The sequence below is a fragment of the Paenibacillus sp. J5C2022 genome (genome assembly GCF_025567625.1).
Lineage (GTDB): Bacteria > Bacillota > Bacilli > Paenibacillales > Paenibacillaceae > Pristimantibacillus.
Genome location: NZ_JAOQJC010000086.1, coordinates 1 through 2,997, shown reverse-complemented (window position 1 = coordinate 2,997; position 2,997 = coordinate 1). Strand labels below are relative to the sequence as shown.

Below are 2,997 nucleotides of genomic sequence, written 5' to 3'. Positions count from 1 at the left end.
TGTTACTGCTAAACCATAATGTCCGCCGATTGACGGCGTAAGTTGTCCCGCTGGTGACGGATAAGCTGTCCGCGCTAGATGAAGAGAAAGGGAGAATCAAGATAATTCTCCCTGTATGACACGCTTAATCATATGATCATCGATGATCCGATGTTTGTTCTGTGAGCCGTAGATGAGAGCGTGCGTGCAAACTTTGTTGACTAACCGAGCAGCTCCGCTGGAGAACCGGTAGATGTCGTCGATCGCGCTGTCCGTGAAGATGTCATGCTCCGCTCCGGCGAACGTCATATGGCGACGAATGTAATCACCGGTCTGAGCACGATCATAATGCGGGAGCTTACACTGCAGGTCGATACGCTGCCGAATGGCTGCATACGCCTGAAGGTTCAGGCGATCCCAGAGTTCACTCTGCCCGACCAAGATAAGTGCCATGGGACTCTGAGCATCCATCTTAAAGTTGAGCAGGAAACGAACTTCCTCCAACATCTCACGATCTAGCAGATGTGCCTCGTCGACGACGACCACGGGTTGCAACTGGTGAATGCCCCGCATGAGCGCAATCTCGCGATGGAGTTGCCGCTTGGCATCGCCACGGTAGAATTTCGACTCACAGCCAAGCTGCTCGAGCAGCCCTTTGTAGAAATGCCTCGGCGTCAGCTTGGATTCCGACAAGTAGAGCACCTTGTACTTGGCGGGGTCAAGCACCTCGGTGAAACGGCGAATCGTCGTTGTCTTGCCTGTACCGCAATCTCCCGTGACGACCGCGAACCACTGACGCTGAGCAGCGTACTCGAGTCGCCCTAACGTCTCCTCCAGAATAACCGACTCGTATAGCTCGTTTGTCGGCACATCTCGCGAGAATGGCGAATGTCCCAGGCTGTAGAAGGACTCAAACATGGCCGTCCTCCTTACTCACCCTGCGGTAGGCTACGGCTGGTGCCTGCTGCACCTTGCGATCTCGGTTTTGCTCTGCTGCTGCCGCCAAGAGTCTTGAGGCATCGGCCGGTAATGGACCAAAATGCTCGGGTAGCGGAGGCCGCTTGCCTGCACGTTCGCCAATGACGAGTTCTCGCACACGCCAAGGCGCATGCCCTGCATACTCAATGGATAGCTCCGAGATGTCCGACGGATCGAATACGACATCGACCGTACAGCCGATGAACGGCAGGCCAACCTCGTATTTACGGTCCATGAAACTGATGCAACCAGACTTGTCGACCTTGCGCGTTTCGCAGTGCAGGAAGGCATTCGTAAGCTCGTCCGGGTCTACGAACCGGAGGGCTTTCTTATCGCTACGGTAGGCCGTTTCTGGACTCCGCTTATTCTCAAGTGCAGAATGTGACTTGTTCTGATAGCACTCTGACAGCCACACCTGAAACAGTTCGTTGAGCCGCTCAAGCGTCTTTGGCTTCTCTAGTGCTGCCTCGCTCAGGAATGCGTCAACCACGCGGTTGAAGCGTTCGACCTTGCCGGTAGCCTCCGGCGAATATGGCTTCGCAAACAGTAGCCGAATACCTAGTTTCGAGCAGGCGCGCGTCATCCATTTGGTTCGATATTGCTTACCATTGTCGAAGTAGACTGATTCGGGCACGCCGAACTTCTGTATGGCATGACGAAAGCAGTCCTCGACGATGGTCTTGTCCATGACCGGGTAGAACGCGCCGTGCAGCACGAACCGTGTCGCGTCGTCGATGAACGTCACAAGGAACACTTGCTTCATGGTGCCATTCGGACCAATGGGTAGGTAGGGGCCGTACTTGAGATCGGAGTGCCACAGACGATTACGATGGCGCTGCTGGAAGCGTCTTGCGGCAACACCGGATTCGGCGTACATACGCATATGGCGTGTGCTGTAACCTCGCTGAGCCAGCAGCTCCTGCAGGGTGCTGCGCTTGATTTCGCCAGGCTGTATGCGATCTTCCCACTCGAGAATTTGAATGAGCTGCGCCACGCTCCGACTGGGGACTTCGCGACGCAGCAAAATGGCTTGCTCCAGCACTTCCTGCGGAATGGTCGCCCCGAATGGCTTGCGCCCTTTGCCCTTAGGCTTCAAACCGCCGAATCCTTCCTCGCGGTACTTTGCTAGATACCGGCGTAGCGTTCGCTCGGATAGTCCGGTCTGCTCGCAGATCCGCCGTTTGATCTCTCGGGCTTTGGCCGGGTCGAGCCCTTCTGCAAGAAGCGGAGACAACAGCTGCACTCGCTCAGAGGCAATGGATTCGGCTTTCTTTTGATCTTTCATTTCTTCTGCACCTCGCTTAGTAGACTTCGAAATGAGTCTACCGCAGCACCTAGCCGGACAAGAATGCAGAACGGGTATGTACCCACAAATTTAAATTGACGACCGGGCGGACAATTCGCGCCAGCCAGCCGGGGGCGTCCCCGACAATGTGTCCATAAGCTTGATGTGCAGTCTGCGAAGGAGCGGACGACTTCTCCACAGGGTCCTGATGAAAGCGAATGGCGATAGATCTTAGAGCGCCAAGCAGGTACGTGGACTGTTCCCGGAACCAGTGCTTCCAACGACGCAGAGTCGCGTCGTCCGCAGCTACCGTGGATGCCGCCTCCGATTGCGAAACGACATGCTCTAGGCATTCGGATTCGTACCGCTTAAAGGGCACCACGCAATCTGGAAGCTCATGGTGTATCTTGCGACACTGGCAACAGCGCATTCGGCGGATGACGAGCAAGCGGTGCTCTCCGCTTCCATTTACGAGTTTTCGCTTGCGGCTACCAATGACATGCATCTTTTCTCCGCAACAAGGAGAAGGAACCACTTCTGCACATCTAACGAAAAACACCGGGTGACTTCTCATCCAGCTCATAATTTGATACAATGACCATGTTGTTTTGGGGGATGCATCCCGTGAGCCTGTTCCAGCAGGCCCACATACATGGGAGGCATCCTTTTCCTTTTCTATGATATGGTCATTATATTCAGCAATTCCCGGACAGGCAATCCAGCCAGCTATTGGACGTTATCTTCTAGCGGCAACA

At 54.8% G+C, this 2,997-nt stretch carries 3 protein-coding genes; all 3 read right to left on the bottom strand.

What is annotated here, in order from left to right; genetic code table 11:
- Positions 1 to 96: 96 nt before the first annotated feature.
- The 3 genes from M6D81_RS31280 to M6D81_RS31270 are packed head-to-tail and all read right to left on the bottom strand — an operon-like array spanning position 97 to position 2,816.
- Entirely contained in the window at positions 97 to 897 is an 801-nt protein-coding gene (locus tag M6D81_RS31280) for an ExeA family protein (RefSeq protein WP_262681558.1), read from the bottom strand.
- On the bottom strand, positions 890 to 2,242 hold the full coding sequence (locus M6D81_RS31275) for a DDE-type integrase/transposase/recombinase (RefSeq protein ID WP_262681557.1): 1,353 nt from the start codon (positions 2,240 to 2,242) through the stop codon (positions 890 to 892). Before M6D81_RS31275 ends, M6D81_RS31280 begins: the two co-directional genes overlap by 8 nt.
- Before the next feature lie 49 nt (positions 2,243 to 2,291).
- Positions 2,292 to 2,816 carry a DUF6431 domain-containing protein gene (locus tag M6D81_RS31270; RefSeq protein ID WP_262681554.1) on the bottom strand — a complete coding sequence of 175 codons (525 nt, stop codon included), beginning with the start codon at positions 2,814 to 2,816 and terminating at the stop codon, positions 2,292 to 2,294.
- Positions 2,817 to 2,997 lie beyond the last annotated feature (181 nt).